This is a genomic window from Photorhabdus sp. RM322S (assembly GCF_042879395.1).
Lineage (GTDB): Bacteria > Pseudomonadota > Gammaproteobacteria > Enterobacterales > Enterobacteriaceae > Photorhabdus > Photorhabdus khanii.
Window position 1 is genome coordinate 206,414 of sequence record NZ_JBHFKW010000001.1, and the last position, 22,741, is coordinate 229,154.

The following is a 22,741-nucleotide window of genomic DNA, read 5'->3' on the forward strand; positions in this document are numbered from 1 at the left end:
ATAACTTCGAACATTTATTAAATAATTATTGCCAATAGGAATCAACAACATTTACGTATAAAAACCAGTTACCAATATCAGGTTTACATTTTGTTTAAACAGAGATTTTTCCACTAACCTGGTAGAAATTAACCCGCCGGCACCAACGGGTTAATAATGATTAAAGTGTTCATCAGGAATACAAGAACATCATTTCACAATTAAATAGTGTTCCCTTGTCGATAAGCCAGAGCAACCGCTAAAGATTGCACTAAACACAACGTTGCAGACAGGGAACGAAATGCATCCACCTGTGCTTCTTTAACCACAAAGCAGACATCACTGAAACTGGCAAGAGGGCTAATCTGACTATCAGTAATCACTATCTGTTTTGCCCCTGCCTTTGCCGCCCTCTCACTGATCATCAATGTTTCTTCTGCATAAGGGGTAAAGCTGATTGAAACGACAACATCTTCTTGCCCAATTAAGTTAATCTGCTCCCTGAACATCCCCCCCAAACCATCCACTAATAACGGACGGCACTCCAGATGACTCAATGCATAAGAAAGATAAACAGCCACACTGAAAGAACGGCGCAGCCCAATAATGTAGATATTCTTAGCCTGAGCCAATAAGTCTACCGCGTTTTTTAAATCTTCAGGGGCTGTTCGGGTAGCCAGCTGTTGCATAGCCTGCACATTTGAACGAGCAAATTCCTGCAAAATATGCTGTGGATCTTCCAGCGGCTCCTGCTCACCATCCAGTTCCCTGAATAATCTGGCTCTGTCTGCATAACTGGCAGTCTCTTCTACCATATGTACACGAAATAGCTGTTTCATTTCATTAAAGCCACTGAAATAAAATGCATTAGCGAAACGAATTAATGTTGATGGAGGAACATCAGCTTCTCTGGCTATCACAGCAACAGTATCAAAAGCTACACGATTAGTATTATCCAGCACATATCGGGCTACTTGTTGCAAGCGTTTACTCAATTCACCATAGCGTGAACGGACTTGTTCTTGAAATTCATTCAGATTCGATGCTACAGACATAAATCCCCCATAAAATTTATCACCGGCAATTGTAATAGTTTTACCATACAAGATGAATCATATTTCATTTTTATAGTTCAAAATGAAATATATAATCCATTAATTGCAATAATTTATTATTATCATCACATTGATTAACAACTAATTAGTCACCTAATTACCTGTCATTCATAAAAACATTACTCCGATCACACCAATTGCTTTTTGCTCCAAATATCATTGAAAACGAAATAAATATTCCATATATCTACTACCAACGTTTCTGATTCAGTACAAACATTACAATCTGCAAGTGAGGCTCAGAATGGAACAAATAAAGAATTATGTCAGCGGGCAACTCATTCCTAGTCACAGCACCCGTTTTTCTCCTGTTTTCAATCCAGCAACGGGCAAACAGATACGTCAGGTAGCACTAAGCACAGCCGATGAAGTTGAACAGGCAATTGAAACTGCTCATCAGGCTTACAGTGGATGGTCTAAAACTTCACCACTTAAACGTGCCCGGGTGATGTTCCAGTTCAAAACATTACTGGAAGCCAATATAGACAAGTTAGCGCGACTGATTTCAGAAGAACATGGAAAAATCTACTCAGATGCCATCGGTGAATTAACTCGCGGCCTGGAAGTTGTTGAATTTGCCTGCGGTATTCCTCATTTGCAAAAAGGTGAACATTCCGCTAATACCGGAACAGGCGTCGATAGCCACTCATTGATGCAACCGTTAGGTGTTTGCGCCGGTATTACCCCTTTCAACTTCCCGGCAATGGTTGCTATGTGGATGTTTCCCATCGCGCTGGCTACAGGGAACACTTTCGTATTGAAGCCGTCAGAAAAAGATCCTTCTGTTGCTGTTGAATTGGCACTACTGCTTAAACAAGCCGGTTTACCCGATGGCGTATTTAATGTTGTCAACGGCGATAAAGAGGCAGTTGATGTACTACTGACTGATCCGAGAGTACAGGCCGTTAGCTTTGTGGGTTCTACCCCCATTGCCGAATACATCTATACGACCGCTTCTGCACATGGGAAACGCTGTCAGGCACTGGGGGGAGCCAAAAACCACTGTATTCTCATGCCGGATGCTGACCTTGATATGGCTTGTAATGCAATTATGGGCGCGGCTTTTGGCGCAGCAGGTGAGCGTTGCATGGCACTGTCTGTTGTATTAGCGGTTGGAGATGAAACGGCTGATGCCCTGATTGCAAAACTACATCAGCAGATCAACAAAATGTTTGTCGGCCCCGGTATGACTGAAGGTAAAGAGAATGATATGGGTCCGGTTATCTCGGCCCAACACAAAGCCAAAATCTGTGACTATATCGCCAGCGGCGAAAAACAAGGAGCCAGCCTATTGATCGATGGCCGTCAACTCAACGTTCCTGGTTATGAAAATGGCTATTTTATTGGCCCGACACTATTTGATAACGTCACGCCAGAGATGAAAATATATCAGGAAGAGATTTTCGGCCCGGTCCTGGCCATTGTCCGTGTGCCTGATTATGCCACCGCACTCACGTTAATTAATCACCATCAGTATGGTAACGGTACCGCCATATTCACCTGCGATGGAGAAACTGCCCGCCAGTTCAGCGAAGATGTACAGGCCGGTATGGTCGGCATTAATGTCCCCATTCCGGTTCCTATGGCATTCCACAGCTTTGGTGGCTGGAAACGTTCGATTTTTGGTCCACTTAACGTTCATGGCAATGATGGTGTTCGTTTTTACACCCGCATGAAAACCGTCACCAGCCGTTGGCCGGAAAGTATCAGGTTAGAACATCATTCCAGCAGTTTTATCATGCCAACGATGGAATAAAGTGGAGTTCTGTGAAATGAACAAATCAACAATGACAACCGCTCAGGCATTGGTGAAATTCCTAAATCAACAATATGTGGAAGTAGATGGTGAACAATATCCATTCATCAGAGGCGTTTTTACCCTTTTCGGTCATGGTAATGTTGTCGGATTAGGGCAGGCGCTGGAGCAAGCTCCCGGTCACTTGACAATTTACCAGGGATGCAATGAGCAAGGCATGGCTCATATCGCAACCGGTTTTGCCAAACAGAAAAAGCGCAAACAGATTTTTGCCGTGACCTCATCTGTCGGCCCTGGCTCCGCTAATATGGTAACAGCCGCGGCAACCGCCACCGCTAACCGGATCCCTCTGTTGCTACTGCCCGGTGATCTATTCGCCTGCCGCCAGCCTGATCCGGTTTTACAGCAAGTTGAACAATTCCATGACTATACTATCAGTACAAATGACTGTTTCCGCCCTGTTTCCCGTTACTGGGATCGTATCTCCAGGCCAGAACAACTCATGAGCGCGATGATTAATGCCATGCGGGTTCTGACCGATCCCGCTGATACAGGCGCTGTCACAATTTGTCTGCCGCAAGATGTTCAAGGCGAGATTTGGGATTTTCCGGACTATTTCTTCCAAAAACGGATCCATCGTATTGAACGCCGCCCGGCATCTGTCGCCATGATCAACGATGCGGTGACACTAATAAGCCGCAAGAAAAAACCCTTGTTAATCTGCGGCGGCGGCGTGCGCTATTCAGAAGCACATGAAGCTTTCCGTCAGTTCGCAGAAAACTTCAATATCCCTTTTGCTGAAACACAGGCAGGCAAAAGTGCTGTGGTTGCCGACCATCCACTTAATTGTGGTGGTTTAGGAGCAACAGGCTGTCTTGCAGCAAACCTGATAGCCAAAGAAGCCGATTTGATTATTGGCGTCGGCACCCGGTTTACTGATTTCACAACCGCATCCAAATCCCTGTTTCAGAATCCAGATGTTGAATTTCTCACTATCAACGTAGCGGAATTCGACGCCTGTAAACTGGATGCGCTTCCTGTTGTAGCAGATGCCCGGGCAGGATTAAATGCTATTGCAGAGAAACTCTCTCAGTTAAGTTATCGCAGTGGTTATCAGGATGAAATTTCTCAAATACGGGAAATGTGGCAAAAAGAGTTAAATCGCCTGTTCGAAATTCAGTATCAAGAAGGTTTTACGCCAGAAATCCCCGGTCATCTTGATGATAAATTGGAAGAGTACAGCCAGACATTACAAACCCGCCTGATACAAACCAGAGTATTGGGATTACTGGATAAACACCTTGAACCCGAAGCGATTATTGTTGGCGCCGCCGGTTCCCTACCCGGCGATTTACAGCGGGTATGGCAACCTAAACAACCGGATACCTATCATCTTGAATATGGCTATTCCTGTATGGGCTATGAGATAGCCGCGGCTATTGGTGCCAAACTAGCCTGCCCCGACCAACCCGTTTATGCCATAGCGGGGGATGGCTCTTATATGATGCTTCATTCGGAGCTGCAAACCGCGGTACAGGAAAATATCAAGATCACCGTGTTGCTATTTGATAACGCGGGATTCGGCTGTATCAACAACCTGCAAATGAGCCAAGGGATGGGCAGTTTTGGCACAGAAAACCGTTACCGGAACCCAGAAAGCGGTGATATGGATGGAAAACTGATTAAAGTCGATTTTGCCAAAAATGCAGAAAGCTACGGCTGCAAAAGTTACAGAGTTTACGATGAACAGCAACTGTTTTACGCATTACAGGAAGCCAGAAAACAAACCGTACCCGTGTTGATAGATATTAAAGTGCTGCCTAAAACCATGACACATGGCTATGAATCATGGTGGCGAACAGGAACAGCGCAGGTAGCCGAGAATCCAGCTATAGAATCTGCATCAAAGAAAATAAAGGAGATGATTGCAACCAAAATACGTCAGTATTAAAAGTTGACGGCCTGCCGCTTGGCAGGCCACTTTTCCTAATAACTTCCGATACTATTTTTGAAATTTTTATTTCGAAAAAACATTGCTTTATCCTTTTATTCAATCTTTATTGTTAAACGTCGCAATGACTTCATCGAATCGATATTTTTATCTGTTTTTAAAGGAAAAATAGTTTGTTCCGGCCAGTATCAACCTTACTTTACGTGATCTGTTTAACACAAATTTAATATTATGATTACAAAATGCTATCCGGCACACAAAAATATAATTTCTAAATATAGTTAAATTGAAATAAACGTTTTATTTGATATATTCCTGAATATCCTAACAGCAGTTCCAGGTATCAAGGAGCATCTATGTTTAACATTGCACTATTTGGCGCCGGGCGTATTGGTCAGGTACATGCGGCGAATATCGCGAATCATAAAGAAACCTGCCTTTATTCCGTTGTCGATCCAAACCAAGAGAGTGCTGAATTTTTAGCGCGGAAATACCAGACAAAAGTACAAGCCATTGAACAGGCAATATCTGATCCGGAAGTTCATGGTGTCCTTATTGCTTCGGCGACGGACACTCATGCAGATCTGATTGAACTCGCTGCAAAGCATCACAAGAAAATCTTCTGTGAAAAACCGGTTCACCTTGATATTAATCGTGTTCATCACTGCCTTGAAACCGTTAAACAGTATCAAGTTCCCTTGTTTATTGGTTTTAACCGTCGCTACGATCCGCAATTCCGCCGGTTAAAAACACTGTTTGATACCGGCACGATTGGAAAAGCCGAATCTCTGTTGATTACGTCCCGTGATCCCTCTCCTCCCTCTGCTGAATACGTCAAAGTCTCTGGTGGGATGTTCCGGGATATGACAATACATGACTTCGATATGGCACGTTTTATTATCGGTGAAGAACCATACTCAATATATGCCCAAGGCAGTAATCTGGTTGATCCGGCAATTGGGCAAGCTGGTGATATCGACACCGCCTTTATCGTTATGAAATTCCCATCAGGTGCAATGGCAACCATCGCTAACAGCCGCCGCTCCGGTTATGGCTATGACCAGCGGATTGAACTACATGGTGAAAAAGGATTGCTTAGTGCCGGTAACATCAAAGAAAACAGTGTTGAACTCTGGGAAAACACCGGCTGTTTAGCAGCCAGACCAGAGCACTTCTTCCTGCAACGTTACCGGGAAGCCTATATTGCTGAATGGGATCATTTCGTCAATGTCATGGCTGATCTGTCCACACCAGAATGCAGCGGTTTTGACGGCGCACAGGCACTCTATCTGGCAGATAAAGCACTTGAATCCCTGCACTCCGGTAAAGAAATCAAATTATAAAATGGGCCCACACCAGAATAACTGACTCACAATTTATTTTCACAATAAAAACGGGAAAATCCCCTTTCCCGTTAGCACATTGCTGCCTGAAAACCGTAAATCAGGCGTGGAGGATAGTATGTTAGCTTTTCTCTCATTTATCGGATTTACCTTATTAGTCGCTGGTTTTGCTTATTACAAAACACATAATGCCCGTCTGACAGAATCTACTGAAGGCTATTTTCTTGGTGGGCGTTCTCTCACTGGTATTTATATCGGTAGTTCTATGTTGCTGATGAACCTTTCTACAGAACACTTAGTCGGTTTGAATGGGTTAGCATTCCGAACCGGATTTATCGTCATGGCCTGGGAAGTGATAGCCGCTATTACCATTGTTCTATTTGCTCTTTATTTCCTGCCTAAATATCTGAAACTCGGCATTTCAACCATTCCTGAATATCTTGAACGTCGATTTGACAAAAATACCCTGCTTATTACCTCAATATTATTCCTGGCTATGTATGTCATTTCATTGCTGCCCATTGTGCTGTATACCGGTGCAATTGCATTAGAAAGTTTATTCCAGGTTTCAAATGTATTCAGTGTCGATAAAACCACAGCCTTATGGATTATGGTTTGGGGTGTCGGTGGATTAGGTGCCATTTACGCTATCTTTGGTGGTATTAAAGCGATTGCAGTCGCGGATACGATTAACGGAGTCGGCTTAATCGTTGGAGGATTAATGGTAACAATTTTTGCCCTGCTCTATGTCGGCAGTGGCAATGCCTGGCAAGGATTAGTTGAGGTTTACCAGACTAACCCTGATAAATTTAACTCTATCGGCAGTGAGGATTCACTGGTTCCTTTCTCCACGTTATTCACCGGCTTAATTATTTCCAATATGTTTTTCTGGTGTACCAATCAATCAATCGTTCAGAAAGCCCTTGGTGCAAAAAACCTGGCCGAAGGGCAAAAAGGCGTCATGTTATGTGCCTTCTTTAAACTCATTATTCCATCCATTATTATTCTACCAGGCATTATTGCGTTCCATATTTTCAAAGGACAAATAGACAACCCAGATAATGCCTATCCACAATTGGTACATCTGGTTCTGCCTGAAATATTGGTTGGCTTTTTTGCGGCTGTCGTTGTCGGTGCCGTATTCTCCACATTCAGTGGCGGACTTAATTCATCTGTAACACTTTTTATCGTTAATATCTACAGACAACGAATCAACCAAAAAGCCACTGAAGCTCAAACAGTCGCTGTCAGTAAATATCTGGGACTTGGGTTAGCTTTAACAACCATGATTGTTGCCCCATTAGTTGCTAATGCGCCGGATGGTCTGTTCTATCTTATTCAACAATTACAGGGAATTTTTAACGCGCCCATTCTTAGTGTGGTATTGGTTGGTTTGCTGACTAAACGTGTACCTCCTATTGCCGCTAAACTCGGCCTGTTATTCGGTATGTCCGCTTATATTATCTGTAACTTCATTTTAAAAATTGACCTGCATTTCTTTCATTTAGTCGGTATTTTATTTATCCTCAATGTTATTTTCATGCTGGCTATTGGCTACTTCTTCCCAGCCAAACCATTTGAAGATGTTTATACCGAGCAGGTAGATATTACACCGTGGTCTATGGTGAAACCTGTTGCATGGTTAATTGTTCTGGGGTCGATTTCTATGTACGTATTTCTCGCACATAATGTTCCCACAATAATAATGATTATTTATTATCTGATGGCGACATTAATACTGCTTTATGTATTCTATAAAATGGGTAGTGCTCTGTTTAGGAAACAATAGAAAAATCTCTTCCCTTTATTGCAGGGAAGAGATGGCTTAACTAAAGCCAACACACACTTTCCACATACACCAAAATAAAGATGAAATAAAAATTTCATCCATCCACTTATATTCATCCTTTATCTTTGGAAAATATGCAACTTATTAAAAAATTAACTATATATAACGCTATGTTACCTCAGAAATCCTGATCAGATCACAAACAAGAATTAATATTTCCAATTATATTGAATTTGAAATAAATATTTCATATAACGGGTATGCGACAATAGAAAGGTTAAAAAACACTCAAGCACCTACTGTACACAACAAACGGTTTGTCAGCTTTAATGTGGAGAAACAATAATGGAAGAGATTCGTATCGGCTTAATCGGTACTGGTTACATCGGGCGCGCACATGCCATTGCTTATGCACAAGCGCCGACGGTTTTCCCTCTGGCTGGCAGACTCGTTCGTGAAATGGTAGCGGAAGTGACTACTGAGCTTGCAGCAAAACGATCTGAAACATTAGGTTTCCGGCGCTTTACCGATAATTGGCGCGAATTAGTGGCAGATCCTGATATTGATGTTGTCGATATCTGCTCACCCAACTTCCTGCATAAAGAGATGGCGCTCGAAGCGATCAAACACGGCAAACATGTTTATTGCGAAAAACCGCTGGCACTCAATTCAACTGATGCAAAATTAATGGCCGAAGCAGCCAAAAAAGCCAGAGTGAAAACACTGGTAGGTTTTAACTATATGAAAAACCCCACTGCACAACTGGCTAAAGAGATCATTTCAAATGGTGAAATCGGTAAAATCGTTCATTTCTACGGCACTCATAACGAAGATTATATGGCTGATCCCCTCACGCCTATTCACTGGCACTGTTTCAAAGATCAAGCTGGATTAGGTGCATTGAGTGATCTTGCTGCTCATATCATCAATATGGCGCAATATCTGGTCGGAGATATTCAAACTGTTTGCGGGGATATGGAAATCGTCGTTAAAAAACGCCCGAAAGAAACAGGTTCCGACATCATGGCGGCGGTAGAAAACGAAGACCAAGCGCATACGATGGTGCGTTTCAACAGCGGAGCAATGGGTATTATTGAAACTTCCCGTGTTGCCTGTGGCCGAAAAATGGGATTGAACTACGTCATCACAGGAACAAAAGGTACTTTGAGTTTCACACAGGAAAGAATGGCTGAATTAAAACTTTACCGCCACGATGAACCTGCAAACCGCCAAGGTTTTAAAACTATTCTTGTCGGCCCGGAACACCCCGATTACGCCCCATTCTGCAACGGCGCAGGTCATGGCATCGGCTTCAATGATCAAAAAACAGTGGAAATCAGGGACCTAATTAATGGCATCGCCAACAATCAAGAGATGTGGCCGGATTTTACCGAAGGCTGGAAAGTCTCGCGCATTCTGGATGCTATTGCCCATTCTTATAAAGAACAACGTTGGGTAAATGTCACTGAAATTAATTAATTTTTCTTATTACGCTCCACTATCGGCGCACACCATATCAACACTTGATGTTGTACTCAATAAGGAGTTGTTCAATGGATCAGACAAAAAAGTTTGATGTTATCTGTATGGGCAGAATTGCCGTTGACTTGTATGGTCAGCAAATCGGTGCTCGACTGGAAGACATGGGAAGTTTTGCAAAATATCTTGGTGGCTCTTCCGGTAATGTCGCCTATGGTACTGCCCGTCAGGGACTTAAATCTTCCATGCTGGCCAGAGTCGGTGATGAACATATGGGGCGTTTCCTCCGGGAAGAGTTACAAAGTGTTGGCTGTGATACCAGCCATCTAATCACTGACAAAGAGCGTCTTACTGCGCTGGTGCTTCTGGGGATCAAAGATAAAACAACTTTTCCGCTGATCTTCTATCGTGACAACTGCGCCGACATGGCAATTACCCGTGATGATTTCAGCGAAGAATACATTGCATCAGCCCGTTGTCTGGCAATTACTGGGACGCACCTTTCTCATCCGAATACCCGCGATGCAGTCTTGACTGCCCTTGACTACGCCCGCCGTCATGGTGTGAAAACGGTTATCGATATTGATTATCGCCCTGTACTTTGGGGGCTGACTTCTCTGGGCGATGGTGAAACCCGTTATATCGAATCAGAACAGGTAACAGCCCAGTTACAGGAAGTGTTATCGCGGTTTGACCTGATTGTTGGAACAGAAGAAGAGTTCCACATTGCGGGTGGTTCCACCGATACCATCAAAGCACTACGCAATATCCGTAAGCAGACTTCGGCTGAACTGGTCTGCAAACGTGGAGCACTGGGATGTTCTGTTTTTACCGCTGTAATCCCTGATAATCTGGATGATGGCATTACCGTACAGGGAGTTCAGATTGATGTTCTCAATGTACTGGGTGCGGGGGATGCTTTTATGTCTGGCCTGTTACGGGGTTATCTTAATGACGAAGGCTGGGAAAAAACCTGTACCTATGCAAATGCCTGTGGTGCATTAGTCGTTTCCCGTCATGGGTGTGCTCCCGCCATGCCAAATAAAAAAGAGCTTGATAACTATCTATCGCGAGCCAATCAGGTGCTACGCCCTGATTTGGATGAAACACTGAATCACCTACACCGTATTGGCGCCCGTAAAAATCAGTGGGATGAACTGTGCGTGATGGCATTTGACCACCGAATCCAATTTATCGAAATGGCCCGTCAAGCAGATGCCAGTATCAAACGTCTTCCATTATTAAAACGACTTTTACTGCGTGCCAGCCGGGAAGTTGCCGCAGAAGCTGGATTACAAGGAAAAGCGGGTCTGTTATGTGACAGCACTTTTGGTCAGGATGTTTTAAATGAAATGACTGGTCAGGGTTGGTGGATAGGCCGGCCAATTGAACTACCTGGCTCCCGCCCGCTCTGTCTGGAACATGGCAGCATCGGCTCCCAACTTATCGACTGGCCGCTGGAACACATCGTAAAATGTCTGGTGTTTTTCCATCCGGAAGATGCTCACCCTCTTCGCCTAGCACAAGAGAAAAAAATTCAAGAAATTTATGCCGCCTGCGGTAAATCCGGCCATGAACTTTTATTGGAAGTGATTTTACCTGCGGAAATGGAACATTCAGATGAATACTACATCCGTGCGCTCAAACGCTTTTATAACCTTGGCATTAAACCGGACTGGTGGAAACTTCCTCCTCTCAACGCCGATAGCTGGGACAAGATTAACCATTTCATCCAGCAACGGGATCCATATTGCCGCGGCGTAGTTATTCTTGGTCTTGATGCTCCACAAGAAGAGCTAAAAGCGGGTTTCAATGCCGCAGCCGGAAAATCTATCGTCAAAGGTTTTGCTGTCGGAAGAACCCTATTCGGCCAGCCATCGCTACAGTGGCTAAAAAATGAAATTGATGATAACGAATTGATTCAACAGATAAAAACTAACTATCACAACCTGATTAGTTTGTGGCGTCAGCGCGGATAGGAACATAACAAAATTATTTCATCTTACAGGAGACTCATCATGACTGTGCAGCTTGGTATCAACCCTCTGACCTGGACCAATGACGACTTACCCACTCTCGGCGCAGAAACGTCCCTGGAAACCTGTTTAACCGAAGGCCGTCAGGCAGGCTTTACCGGTTTTGAACTGGGCAATAAATTCCCTCGTCAGGCCAGCATATTAGGCCCTATTCTTGCCGCGCACGATCTAAAACTGGTATCCGGTTGGTACTCCGGCGAATTACTGACCCGTTCGGTCGCAGAAGAGATTAAAGCGGCACACTCTCACCTGACGCTGTTACGCGAACTGGGGGCTAATGTGATGGTATTTGCTGAAGTGACAAACTGCATTCACGGCGATCAGAGCAAGCCGGTTCATCTTCGTCCTCAATTTCCCGCTGATCGCTGGCAAGAATATGGAGAGAAACTGACTGAATTTGCTCGTTACACTCAAGAACAAGGGGTTCAAATTGCTTATCACCATCATATGGGAACCGTAATTGAAACTGCGGAAGATGTTGATTATCTGATGGAAAATACCGGTGAAGAAGTTGGATTGTTGCTGGATACCGGCCATCTGACATTTGCTGGCGCTGATCCACTGGCAGTCGCGGAACGTTGGGCGAAACGCATCAACCATGTTCACTGTAAAGATATTCGCCTTGATGTACTCAAAGATGTGAAAAACCGCAAAACCAGTTTTCTTGATGCTGTACTGAGTGGCGTATTTACCGTACCGGGAGATGGTTGTGTTGATTATCCTTCAATTTTTCAGGTACTGAAAAAACACCCTTATCAAGGCTGGCTGGTGGTTGAAGCAGAACAAGATCCGGCTGTTGCTCACCCACTCACCTACGCAACGATGGGTTATAACAATTTACACAAATTTGCCAGAGACGCCGGATTGTTTTAATCAAAAGCAATACTGAGGGTAGATAATATGTCCAAATTACTATCAAAATATCATGCACCGGATCGGAATAAACGAACTCAACATATCACACCGGTATCTGCAAACTGGAAATATGTCCACTTCGATGTTTATGAGTTAACCACAGGTGAGAAAATCACATTACCCGCATCAGAAAATGAGACGTGTCTGGTGCTGGTGACAGGGAAAGCCACGGTTATCACGCCACATCAGAAATTTGCGCATATTGGTGATCGCATGGAGCCATTTGAACGCAAAAAGCCCTATGCCGTCTATATCACCGCAGGTGAATCTGTTGAGGTTATTGCCGATACAGCTCTCGAACTGGCGGTGTGTCAGGCTCCGGGTAAAGGAAATTACCCAACTCGCCTGATTACACCGCAGGATATTGACGCAGAAAAACGCGGGAGCGGCTGCAACCAGCGCTATGTTCACAATATCCTGCCGGATAACAAACCTGCTGATAGCTTATTAGTGGTCGAAGTCTTCACCGATGAAGGCTGCACCAGCTCCTACCCCAGCCACAAACACGATACGGACAATGAACCACAGGAAACCTATCTGGAGGAAACCTATTACCATCGCCTGAACCCAGCGCAGGGATTTTGTATGCAACGAGTCTATACCGATGACTGTTCACTGGATGAATCAATGGCGGTTTATAACAAAGATGTGGTAATGGTTCCCAAAGGCTATCACCCAGTGGCAACCATTGCCGGTTATAACAACTACTATCTCAATGTCATGGCCGGACCAACCCGCAAGTGGCTATTTACCTGGGAGAAAGACCATCAATGGGTTAACAGTGAAGTGTATGCTCAGAAGCATAAGAATTGAGACATATCGCCAGGAAGTAAGATCCTTCTTTCTTTATAGCGCACTCAATTGAGTGCGCTGCTGCCTGTACGGCAGTGAACGCTATGGGTAAATTTCAGAGCATGTGTTACTAGTGCGCTGCTGCCTGTACGGCAGTGAACGATGAATCAATGGCGGTTTATAACAAAGATGTGTGCGCTGCTGCCTGTACGGCAGTGAACTACGGATCGCATGGCGGAATAAAGCTGCTTGTGTGCGCTGCTGCCTGTACGGCAGTGAACTGTTGAATATTAACTTTAATCTCTTGATTATTAAAGAGCAAAGTGACAAAAAGGAGAAAAACCCTTTTTTTAAACAGATGTTAATCTCTTAAATAAATCAATAAGTTATAATTAGCTAATAAAAAAAGGTCAAAAATAGCATCCAATCTCTAGTTAACATAACGATACTCAACATTTCGGTAAACGGGTTAAATATCTTAAAACTAAACATTTTACTCTTTTTTATATATTACATATGAGTATTATAAACTAGCGATTAATTTTTGAATCAGAATACCGACACCCTTTCTATAATCAACTCGGCTTAAGAGAGAGAATCAAATGACTTCACTACCCATCTATCATGTTGATGCATTTACAAATCACCCCTTTTCTGGCAACCCCGCCGCTGTGGTTATATTAGATAATTGGCTTCCAGATGAAGTGCTATTATCTATTGCTGCGGAAATAAATCTCTCCGAAACGGCTTTTTTAGTTGGTAATCACTTACGTTGGTTTACACCAAAAGTTGAAGTTGATTTATGTGGGCACGCAACATTAGCAACAGCTTTCGTTATCGCTGAACATCTATCCGTTACTGATAATCCTATTGCCTTCCAGACTCGCGCTGGGATTCTCAGCGTCTCTCATGAAAACGGGGTTTATACACTTGATTTACCCAAAGCTACCTACAAAAAAGAGTCCGCTCTGCAAGCCGATATTGAAAATGCACTCGGTCAGAAAATATCCGAGCTTCTTGTCTCTCATAACCGCTACATTTGTTTACTCGAAACCGCAGAACAAATTCTGAATACAAACCCTGATTTTGACAAAATAGCCGCCTTACCTTTACCTGGAGTTGCCATAACTGCCCCAGGAGAACAACAAATTGACTTTGTTTCCAGATACTTTGCACCCGCTAAGGGCGTGCCTGAAGATCCGGTAACCGGCTCATCACATTGTGTACTCGCTCCATTTTGGGGTGACCGTTTAAATAAACAGCGGTTGTATGCACGTCAATTGTCAGAGCGCGGAGGAGACATTGTGTGTGAATTGCACGGAGATCGAGTACATTTGCTGGGAAAAGCCAAATTATTTTCCTATGGGCATATAATTCTTGATCTCCCAGCGATTGCCTAAAGTAAAAAACTCAACACCCATTATTGATACAAAATTATAAGAGAAAAAGAGTTTTGCTAATAAAGCAAAACTCTCTGGCTACTGAAAAATCCATTTAAAAAATGAAGGGGTTTTTCGCATCATCGAAAATTTCACATACTGTGTTGTCGGTTGATTGGCTTTTCTGCAATGCCTAATAACGCCTTATTACATCAACGAGGGTGAAAGGTCTGGTGGATTAATCAGCCATAAAGATTATGGTGGTTTAACGATATTTAAGCGTTAACCGAGAGCGAAAATAGCGTAAAAAAATAATGATATAAATTGACTTTAGCATTAAATCACAATAAAGGTATAAAAAGTAACGACTTAAATCAAACCGTAGAAAAGCCATGCTATTGGTGGGTTAAAATAGTGTAAAGCCAGTTTAAACTGGAATATTTAAAGTATCACAGTTTTGCATAATAAATGTCAGGGCGGGATTTAACTTTGTGAAAAAAATCAAACACTGTTTTTTGATAATTTCATCCTTTTAATACTTAGATATCAATAGAATTAAATAGAGGGAGAAGTGTTTTTTAAGCTAAATCCCGCTCTGGATTTTTTACCACTTTTGACGCCCACTTTTTATTAAGTTTAATCATCATGGAATATCATTTTTTACATTTAACCAACGTATTAATCACACCTACTTTTATCTTTACTGACGCTATTTTACCGTCAATCCTGAGCAGTTTTAATCAATCCACCCTTTATTTTTTTCATAGATCAGAAAATAAATAGCCTGATGATATAAAAATATCCCTTTATGTTTTTTCGGATAATCACCCATTTTTTTCAAGGCTTAAATCCCGCCAAATTAACCGCTTAACTCATTTCTTATTGCATTATTTTTATAATTTCATTCATAAAATAACTGCGAAAAAACGCTTGAATACCAGTCTATTCAGATAATATTTTTTATATGCTGACTTCTTTTCAACTCTCTGTTAATGATTTATGGACTTCGATTAAAGGCAATTAAATGTCCTGCTAAAAGGCTTCATTTATTGAGTTAAATCCTCCCTTTATATAAAATCTTTCATATCTCTGTAGTTGCATTTTTAAATAGTCATGGCAGGTTAGATAAATGTAAAATAAGTGGGGGCCTATTTTTTTAACCCTTAGCTGACGGATAACGGAGTTAATCACCGATAAAAAGGCGCTTGCGATCGCTAAAAAAGAGAAACGCAAGCAAAAAGAGAAAGTGAATAATATTAAAAGGATGAGTAGTGAGTACTTCTCCATTTTCATTAAACTGATACTTAGGTTTTCTCGTTTTTCCTTTTCCTGTATTTGATGTTTTAGGTTTAAGACCAGAAAGAGTAATAGCTAAAGGCTTTCCGGCTTTCCGGCTTTCGTCAACGACTATCGTTAATTTCTCGTAAACCTATTGCAGCCATTCAGAATCTTTTATTTGAGCAAATCTCCTTAATACGGTTAATCCTGTTAAATGTTTTGATACAATCGCATATTCTTGTTAATTAGTTAACTCTGTCATTTTGTCATCTTATTAAATAAATTTAAAACCCGTTTTTCCTGATATTTTCTCTTCCAATGTCAATATAACATTGAATTTTTTATCTGCTTTAAAAAAGTCCTTAATCACTTCTGGTTTACCTTTAATAATTAAAGTTTTTTCCTGCTTATTCGTGATACGCTTACCATTTTTTCCAGATGTTAAAACCACATTGATAGACAAAAAATAGCTTTTCTTAACACCTGCTTTATCACATTCAGATAAGGTATATTTAATCTTAGCTGAAAGAGTAAAAGCTTCTATTAACCAATTTTATCATTGATGATAACTACACAGTGATAATCGGGATTGCTGACAAATCCATTTAAAAAATGAAAGGGGTTTTCGCATCATCGAAAATTTCAGATAATATGTTATCGGTTAATTGGTTTTCTCTGATGTTTAATAACGCCTTATTGCATCAACAAGGGTGAAAAGTCCAGTAAATTAATCGACCATAAAGGTTATAACGGCTTGACGATATTTAAGCATTAACCGAAAGCGAAAATAGCGTGGAAAAATAACGACATAAATTGGTTTTAGCGTTAAATCACAATAAAGATATAAGAAAGGAATGGCTTAAATCCTGCCAAATTAACCGTTTTACCCATTTTCTTATTGCGTTATTTTTATGGTTTTCTTCATAAAATAACAACGAGAAAACACTTAAACACCAACCTATCCAGATAATATTTTTATGTGCTGATTTCTTTTCAACTCTCTGTTAATGATTTATGGACTTCGATAAAGGCAATTAATTGCCCTACTTCCGCTTACTTTTCTAAGCTGCCTGTGCGACAGTGAACAAATACAAGGCATAACATCGCCGCATCCCCTATTTCTAAGCTGCCTGTGCGACAGTGAACTGTTAGATATTAGCTTTAACCTACTGATTATTAAAGAGCATAGTTAAAAAAAGCAGAAAAACCCTTTTTATAAGCAGCGGCTAATCTCTTAAATAAATCAAAAGGTTATGATTAGCCGCTAAAAAAGGGTCAAAACCAGGGTATAGTAGCTGACGCACTTAATCCATAAGAGCTAAAAATTCCTGGCGTTGGTCTGTCTTCTATTGGTCCCTGTTCAACAAACAACGGAAAGCTTTGTCCTGATGACAGACTTTTGAGGTTCAGAAACGGTAAATCAGTACGTTGTTCTTTGCTTATTGGAATACGTTGTCGGGCTTGTTCCTCCGTTAACCACCCCTTTTTAACCGAACGGCGACGAAGCCGCTCTACGCTACTATTGACCTGCACCCGGCTAACACAACGATACTGCGTGTTTTTAGGCACCGGTTGGATATCAACCACTTCAGTATAGTCCCTGAGTCCTTTTAACCAAGGTAACGCCTGTAAATCGTTCAGCGCTTCGCTTGCACCGTGAATCCTTAGCGTGTTCCCCAACGTTTTTCCCACTCGGGGAAAGCTGACACCAATCCGCCCATTGCCTGCCTGCCCCAAGGCTCGATGCAGCTTAGCAAACAGCGCCGCCATAAGATCTTGCTGACCGAATTCAAGATCGGGCAGGACACGGATTTCGAGGTAATAATCCATCGTATCCCCTTATTCACCTTTCTCACCAAAAACACCACCACGAATCAACGTCGCCATAACGTAGTGTTGTTGCTCTACTTCTGGCACTTTTCCTTTAACAACCCAGTTATCCAGCAAAGTATAGAAATCCATTTTTACTTTAGGCTGACGATAAGCCTTACCCCGACTAGTTACAGAGCCATAAGGTTCAACCGCAATTGGGCCGATCCCCAGCTCAAATGCGTCTGGATACCACGAATCAATGGTGCGAAGCGCGTTACCTACTTTCTGTGAGTGCAACGCAGCAATCTCATTGACCTGATACAACACTTTGCTTTTTTTACTGTTGCTGTCGAGAACTAATTCTTGAGAAGGGAAAACTTCCTGACCACAACCTAAGCGAACAAAAGCTTCAACGTTGAAAAATGTTGATCCACCACCCGCCAACCCTTCTTCAATTTCAGCAGCCAGTTTAGCTAAATTACCTGCTACCTTACCGAATGCACGTAAACTGAAATCTTCACAATTAAACTCCCACCATTCGCCACTCTTACCTTTAACACAAACCTTAATTTCTTCTGCACCAACCCGGTTACGCCACAAAAACCGTCCATTAGCCAGATTTTCGGCATAACGTGCAGCGAGTGTTTTAAAACCCTGCTCGGCAATATAACCGTTGATTACATTTGCCAGTTCAGCCTGATAATCCTGATCATTACATACAGACGGTATAGCAAGATTACCTAATACCCGTAATGTAAAGCTGACTTTCAGGGTATCGGCATCAAAAGGCAATGCAGCGACATCAACGCGTTGCAGGTTTGCTTTTTGAATTTCCGCATCCAGTTTAGCTGGATCACTCGTCAACGCATTTTTCAAGCGGTTAGAAATCGTTCCTCTGACGGCTTTTTCCTGAATAACAATAGGCTTCCATTCGCCACTGATCTGTTCCCAATTTCCAGCAAACATTATCGCATCAGAATTAGAAAGTTTACGTTCAAACGCCAGTACAGAAGCCGTTTTAATGGTTGATTTAGACATATGAATATCCTTTTTTAAATTAATCAGTCGATTCTTACTTTTTTATTGGGTTTAGATTGACGGGCAACAGCCTGCTGATTGCAACATCGGTAAACACCCTCTTGGTAATGATGACACCAAAGCAACTGACGAATATCATTAATACGGTGCGGGCTTCGCCACTCGCCTACCCCATAGATTGCTTCAACAAAACAAAATGGCGTATTGGGATCACGGGTTTTTTCTACTTTCCATGCGGGATATAACGGCGATATAGCCTGATAACCAGTCATTAGAGGGACTAGATACCCAGAAGCCGGTTTAGGGATATATTCCCAAGATGCCGGGTCACCAATTTCAGGTTGTTTATCTTCCTGCTTAGGAATAGCCCGCATTTTGATAGCAACGAAATCAAGCCAGGCGTCAATCATTTCTGCCTGTGGGTTGCTTTGCTTTAATTCCTCGTAGTGATTGGCTAATAACTCTGAGCGATCCAACAAGGCAAACCCCGGCAACAGACGGCGCATTAATTTACGGGTTTCCTGTTCTTGCTGCGGAAAAGCAATAACATCTACTTTAGCAATTCCGGTAATAGTGCCGCCTGCTAGCCTCTGAGTTTGGCAGATCTCCCATAAATGTTTTTCTAAATTCTTAGTTCCTTCGTCACCGTTTTCAATTTCACCAAAGCACTCGATTAATAAAGAAACCGTCATATGCATTTGGCCTTCTTCATTAAATGCCGCCATTTTTGCTTCTTTAGTTAACGGATTACGGGTTAATGCAAAAACTTTATCCCTAATCGGATCAGATTGATAAGCATGAAGCTGGTGGTTATGACAAATCACACCACAATTTTCCAATCTTAGGTCATGACTTTGTTGTAGTTTGCGTGAAAGTGCATGAGTAAACCCAAGAAAATGAGTAATCGCCGGAAAACCATAGGTTAAGCCCACAATAGCATTCGCGTTTTCCACTTTAATATGGCGCAAAATAATTAAATAACTCATAGCGGTCCCTCTGGCAATTCATCCTCAAATTCACGTAACCGGTTTTTAAACACAGAGGCCCATTCATTACGTTCAGTCAACCCAACTTCTAACCGTTCATGACGCAATTCGTTGTTCAACCAGAAACCAAAATCGTCGGCAATCTCTTTTTTCCAGTCACCATTTTCGCGTTCAAATTGGAATGCTTTATCTTGTTGACAACGATAGGGATCGAGCCAAAGCTGCTGAGCACGTTTTAAATCACAATCCTTACTCCAACCTTTAAACTCAACCTGATCCTGTACGCTAGCGACATAGTTAAATAAAATCTCAATAATTTCTTCAACATATGCCCGACAACTCCGCCGAGTTTCTTCCGTACGTTTCTGTGTACTAAATAGAAATTGCCGCATCAACCTGACAGTGGTATAAGACAACAGAGTGAACTGACTACGCTGTTCGAAAATAGATCTGTACCGTTTCGGAAGTTTAGTGCTACCTTGCCAGTTGGGTGCAGAGCAAGATAAAAGCCAAGTTCGTCCACCTCGTACGCTATTAAGATAAGAGATATTTTGTGGCTTAGTTCCACCTATATTCTGTACAGCAGTATTGGGATAAATCACTCTAGCTTCAGAGTGCCAACGTTCTTCTTTCTTTGCCTTATTAATTTCTTTAGAAGATTCACCAAAGCGGGCTTCAGCAATACGCTGATACATAGCATGAACCAAAGATGACGAAAATAGCGGGCTTAATAAATGATATTCATTGGAGCTGACGGGGAAATAGAGCTGTTTTGCCAGTTTATGTGAAGAGAGTGTTTCATCTGACAAAGCTTGTCGGAATCCGTTAATCCACCGTTCAAGCTGTTGCTCGTCTTCCGCCAGTTCAACCAAGGCCGAAAAATCACTCCGATTCAGAGACGCCACTAATGAATCTCCCTGATATTCTGTTTGCAATAACTTTGCAATATCAAGAGCGGCGGCGTTTCCCACAGCATCTATCGCAGGTTTATACAAAGCTGTAGTAGAAAGATATTCAATATTTTCTTCCTTACTTACTGATGTTGCAAAAATACTACTGCCTTTTGCATCGCTATGGGTAAATTTCAGAGCATGTGTTACTAGGCTAATTTGTTTTGCCCGATTTGCAGCATCATCTAGCCAATTTCTAGTTTCATAGTGCTCTTCCAATTCCTTGCGCTGTTCGGCAATCTCTTGTTGAATAACCAAGATCTCCTCTGCTGAAGTTAACTTCGTCAGTCTCCTTTCCGCCTCTTTATCAAAGACCTCCAACTTTGGCTGTTTACGGCTTTCTATATAATCGATAATAAATCGACTCAATCCACTCTCATTCATAGCCTCTTATTTACCTTATCAAAATGGTTATCAGAGTGCGCTATCTCCCTAAAAATGGAAAGATAGCATCGTGCTTATTAGTCAATTAGCCTACTAGCTGGTGAAATTTTGACCAATCGAAACTGATGTCGTGAGCGTTTTTTGACCTTGAGTAACAATTGATTCCTCATGGAAGTCAGTTACAGTTGGCAAATATATGAGCAACATAATGACCATACTCAGTAAATTTCCTACTTTTCCTTGTTTCCTATTAGATCTTCTTTTCATAGCTGTTGTCCGAATGTTAGTGACTTACAGATGCATCTTACTCTCTGCCACCAACCAGATCAACACCTATGTATCTTTATTCTTAAGTATAAACTCTAATGTGGAATTTAGTCTTCTAAATATTTATCATGCATACACTACTGTTCAAGTAGCTTAGAAATATGTTCCTTTCTTCTTCAGTAGAAACCAATTCGACTACCGCACAGGTAGCGGCGCACCCGTACGGGTGCGCCCATACAAGTAACTGTCACTCTCCATGATCAGACACAGACAACTCTACAAAGCGACACATGTACATTTTTTTGTTTCTTCATCATACTCAGCTCATGATGATCAATATTTACACACCCTAACAACACTACAAAAAATACAACATAAATCAACTTTCCCCTCATGATATAATAATCTCCGCCCAGGGATTGTGGCCGGGTAGCTATGATCACCGCCAGCTTTTTTATCCCTCCATCCTAAAATCGTTCGTATATGCGGTGTCAAAAATCACCGTATTTGACATCACATACGTACACATTCAATACGTATATGTTGTTCATTCCCCTCCTTCAATGTACTATTTAAATACGTACAGATAGGAGAGCTTAACCATGCCTCAGATCCCAATAGAAACTAATGACCGTATGTCGTTACGGATTGCCTCAGAAGAAAAGTCACTATTAATGCGTGCTGCTGCTTTACAACACATTAACTTGACTGAGTTTGTGATCCGCAATGCGGTATCGGTCGCACGAAAGGTCATCGATGAAAATGAACGGATGGAACTGACTGAAAGAGACAGTTTATATGTACTGAATCTTTTGGATAATCCACCGGCACCCAATGATAAATTAATGGCCGCAGCATTTGCCTTGCCGAAACAATCATGACTCTACAGACCTGGCACGAAGAACCCATAAGCAAGCATCATGACCGAGCAGCCTTCAACTGTGGTGATGATGCGTTGGATCAGTTTTTACGTCGCCACGCAAGGCAGAGCCATGAGAAAGGAGGAGCGAAAACCTACCTTGCTGTCAGCGACAATAATAAAAAGGTACTGGGTTACTACAGTTTAAGTCCGGCATCCATCGCTTACGAACGTACACCGAAGGTGATTAAACGTAGTCTGGCCCGGCATGAAGTGCCCGTATTTCGGCTTGGCCGCCTAGCAGTGGATGTTTCAGCACAAGGACAAAGACTCGGTGGACAGTTGTTACTTGCAGCAGGACGACGCAGCCTTTTGGTTGCCACACAAGTGGGCGGAATCGCGCTTTTGATTGACGCCAAAAATGAGCAAGTCGCAAGGTGGTACGCCAGTTTCGGTGCTGTCCCATTATTAGATACCCCTTTATCTCTGTTGCTGCCGTTTAAAACCATCCATGCCGCTCTGACTGCCGCAGGAAAACTCTAAAAGTTGGCGGTGATCGCAGCTACCCGGTCACCACCCATATAGTTATCAGAATTAGAATTTAATAAAATTGGAATTTATAGATAATTAAAC

At 42.2% G+C, this 22,741-nt stretch carries 17 protein-coding genes; 11 read left to right on the top strand and 6 right to left on the bottom strand.

The annotated features are described in order from the left end of the window. Window positions 1-200: 200 nt before the first annotated feature. On the bottom strand, window positions 201-1,034 hold the full coding sequence (locus ACGF63_RS00935; RefSeq protein WP_036848940.1) for a MurR/RpiR family transcriptional regulator: 834 nt from the start codon (window positions 1,032-1,034) through the stop codon (window positions 201-203). A gap of 304 nt (window positions 1,035-1,338) precedes the next feature. Between ACGF63_RS00935 and ACGF63_RS00940 the strand changes: the two genes are divergently transcribed. The 9 genes from ACGF63_RS00940 (at window position 1,339) to ACGF63_RS00980 (ending at window position 14,555) form a co-directional block, all read left to right on the top strand. Beyond that, window positions 1,339-2,850, top strand: a complete 1,512-nt coding sequence (locus tag ACGF63_RS00940) for a CoA-acylating methylmalonate-semialdehyde dehydrogenase (protein ID WP_152962959.1) — start codon at window positions 1,339-1,341, stop codon at window positions 2,848-2,850. Window positions 2,851-2,866: 16 nt separating this feature from the next. Continuing rightward, the gene (gene iolD, locus ACGF63_RS00945) at window positions 2,867-4,801 is read left to right on the top strand and encodes a 3D-(3,5/4)-trihydroxycyclohexane-1,2-dione acylhydrolase (decyclizing) (RefSeq protein ID WP_387628223.1); all 1,935 of its coding nucleotides are present in this window, start codon (window positions 2,867-2,869) and stop codon (window positions 4,799-4,801) included. Between the two features lie 356 nt (window positions 4,802-5,157). Continuing rightward, window positions 5,158-6,144 carry an inositol 2-dehydrogenase gene (gene iolG, locus ACGF63_RS00950; RefSeq protein ID WP_152962957.1) on the top strand — a complete coding sequence of 329 codons (987 nt, stop codon included), beginning with the start codon at window positions 5,158-5,160 and terminating at the stop codon, window positions 6,142-6,144. A gap of 118 nt (window positions 6,145-6,262) precedes the next feature. Then, a complete protein-coding gene (locus ACGF63_RS00955; RefSeq protein WP_152962956.1) occupies window positions 6,263-7,933 on the top strand; it encodes a solute:sodium symporter family transporter in 1,671 nt (556 codons plus the stop codon). Between the two features lie 345 nt (window positions 7,934-8,278). Continuing rightward, window positions 8,279-9,412 (top strand): Gfo/Idh/MocA family protein, encoded by a 1,134-nt coding sequence (locus ACGF63_RS00960; protein ID WP_036848925.1) that lies wholly within the window; start codon window positions 8,279-8,281, stop codon window positions 9,410-9,412. 74 nt (window positions 9,413-9,486) lie between these two features. Further along, window positions 9,487-11,391 carry a 5-dehydro-2-deoxygluconokinase gene (gene iolC / locus ACGF63_RS00965; RefSeq protein WP_387628226.1) on the top strand — a complete coding sequence of 635 codons (1,905 nt, stop codon included), beginning with the start codon at window positions 9,487-9,489 and terminating at the stop codon, window positions 11,389-11,391. Between the two features lie 39 nt (window positions 11,392-11,430). Beyond that, on the top strand, window positions 11,431-12,321 hold the full coding sequence (iolE, locus tag ACGF63_RS00970; protein ID WP_152962953.1) for a myo-inosose-2 dehydratase: 891 nt from the start codon (window positions 11,431-11,433) through the stop codon (window positions 12,319-12,321). A gap of 27 nt (window positions 12,322-12,348) precedes the next feature. Next, on the top strand, window positions 12,349-13,176 hold the full coding sequence (iolB, locus tag ACGF63_RS00975; protein ID WP_387628228.1) for a 5-deoxy-glucuronate isomerase: 828 nt from the start codon (window positions 12,349-12,351) through the stop codon (window positions 13,174-13,176). A gap of 581 nt (window positions 13,177-13,757) precedes the next feature. Next, window positions 13,758-14,555 carry a PhzF family phenazine biosynthesis protein gene (locus tag ACGF63_RS00980; protein WP_387628230.1) on the top strand — a complete coding sequence of 266 codons (798 nt, stop codon included), beginning with the start codon at window positions 13,758-13,760 and terminating at the stop codon, window positions 14,553-14,555. Between the two features lie 1,531 nt (window positions 14,556-16,086). Here ACGF63_RS00980 and ACGF63_RS00985 read toward each other — a convergent pair. The 5 genes from ACGF63_RS00985 to csy1 all read right to left on the bottom strand — a co-directional run bounded on the left by ACGF63_RS00985 (window position 16,087) and on the right by csy1 (window position 20,982). Beyond that, window positions 16,087-16,275, bottom strand: a complete 189-nt coding sequence (locus tag ACGF63_RS00985; protein ID WP_132354251.1) for a hypothetical protein — start codon at window positions 16,273-16,275, stop codon at window positions 16,087-16,089. 812 nt (window positions 16,276-17,087) lie between these two features. Continuing rightward, window positions 17,088-17,642: a type I-F CRISPR-associated endoribonuclease Cas6/Csy4 gene (gene cas6f, locus ACGF63_RS00990; RefSeq protein ID WP_132354253.1), complete on the bottom strand. Its 555-nt coding sequence runs from the start codon at window positions 17,640-17,642 to the stop codon at window positions 17,088-17,090. Between the two features lie 9 nt (window positions 17,643-17,651). Continuing rightward, window positions 17,652-18,662, bottom strand: coding sequence for a type I-F CRISPR-associated protein Csy3 (gene csy3, locus ACGF63_RS00995; RefSeq protein WP_132354255.1), 1,011 nt, complete (start codon window positions 18,660-18,662; stop codon window positions 17,652-17,654). A gap of 23 nt (window positions 18,663-18,685) precedes the next feature. After that, complete coding sequence (gene csy2, locus ACGF63_RS01000) at window positions 18,686-19,648, bottom strand: type I-F CRISPR-associated protein Csy2 (RefSeq protein WP_387628233.1); 963 nt, start codon at window positions 19,646-19,648, stop codon at window positions 18,686-18,688. Next, on the bottom strand, window positions 19,645-20,982 hold the full coding sequence (gene csy1 / locus ACGF63_RS01005) for a type I-F CRISPR-associated protein Csy1 (protein WP_132354259.1): 1,338 nt from the start codon (window positions 20,980-20,982) through the stop codon (window positions 19,645-19,647). The genes csy2 and csy1 overlap by 4 nt, the downstream gene beginning before the upstream one ends. A gap of 869 nt (window positions 20,983-21,851) precedes the next feature. On the opposite strand from csy1, the gene ACGF63_RS01010 reads away from it, so the two are divergent. Both ACGF63_RS01010 and ACGF63_RS01015 read left to right on the top strand, forming a co-directional pair. Continuing rightward, the gene (locus ACGF63_RS01010) at window positions 21,852-22,130 is read left to right on the top strand and encodes a DUF1778 domain-containing protein (protein ID WP_132354261.1); all 279 of its coding nucleotides are present in this window, start codon (window positions 21,852-21,854) and stop codon (window positions 22,128-22,130) included. Continuing rightward, entirely contained in the window at window positions 22,127-22,651 is a 525-nt protein-coding gene (locus ACGF63_RS01015) for a GNAT family N-acetyltransferase (protein WP_132354262.1), read from the top strand. The genes ACGF63_RS01010 and ACGF63_RS01015 overlap by 4 nt, the downstream gene beginning before the upstream one ends. Window positions 22,652-22,741: the final 90 nt, after the last annotated feature.